The following is a 912-nucleotide window of genomic DNA, read 5'->3' as shown; positions in this document are numbered from 1 at the left end:
ACCCCAGCCGTGCTCATCGGGCACCTGCCATCTCGTAGTAGACCCAGCGCCGGGCGTTCTGGAACAGCAGGAACGTGATCACCATGATGATCATGAAGAGCACCCACGCCAGCGCACTCGCATAACCCATCGCGCTTTCGGTAAAGGCCGTGCGGTAGAGGTAGTAGATGTAGAAGAGCGAGGCGTTGTTCGGCCCGCCCTGAGTCATCACGTACGCCTGGTTGAAGACCTGGAACGTCCCGATCACACCAGTGACCAGATTGTAGAAGATCGTCGGCGTCATCATCGGCAGCGTCACGTGCCGGAACCGCTGCCACACCCCACCACCATCGATCGACACCGCCTCGTACAAGTGGCGTGGCACTCCCTGCAGACCCGCCAGGAAGATCACCATGGCATTGCCGAAACCCCAACTGCTCATGATCACCATCGACGGTACGACCGCCGTCTCGCTGTAGATCCACTGCGACGTCGGCAGTCCCGCCTGGCGCAGCAACGAGTTGAGCAGACCGAAATCAGGGTTGAAGATCCAGATCCACAACACCGCACTCGCCACCGCCGGCACCAACGTCGGAAGGTAGTAGATCGTCCGCCAGACGCTCAGCCCGCGTACCTGCTGGTTGAGTAACAGCGCGAGGATGAAGCCGAGAACCAGGATCAGCGGCACCGTGCCCAACGTGTAATAGGTCGTCACGCTCAACGACTTCCAGAACAACTCATCACCCGCAAGCGTCTGGTAGTTGTCAACCCCGATGAACGACGGACTCCCGCCGATCGTCCAGTCGGTCAGACTGAAGAAGAACGACGCGACCATCGGCCCGATCGTGAAGATGACGAACCCGAGAATCGCCGGCATCGCCAGGACGATCCCCCAACGGCGTTCCAGCCGCCCCTGTCCCGACAAACGCCGTC

Annotated in this window: 1 protein-coding gene; it reads right to left on the bottom strand. The window is 60.6% G+C overall.

Annotated elements, in window-relative coordinates:
• Nucleotides 1-13 precede the first annotated feature (13 nt).
• Complete coding sequence (locus tag ABN028_RS35180) at nt 14-904, bottom strand: carbohydrate ABC transporter permease (RefSeq protein WP_349699667.1); 891 nt, start codon at nt 902-904, stop codon at nt 14-16.
• Nucleotides 905-912 lie beyond the last annotated feature (8 nt).

This window comes from Actinopolymorpha sp. B17G11 (assembly GCF_040196095.1).
GTDB lineage: Bacteria > Actinomycetota > Actinomycetes > Propionibacteriales > Actinopolymorphaceae > Thermasporomyces.
Note: the sequence above shows the minus strand (reverse complement) of the source record. Positions and strands in the feature narration are given on the sequence as shown.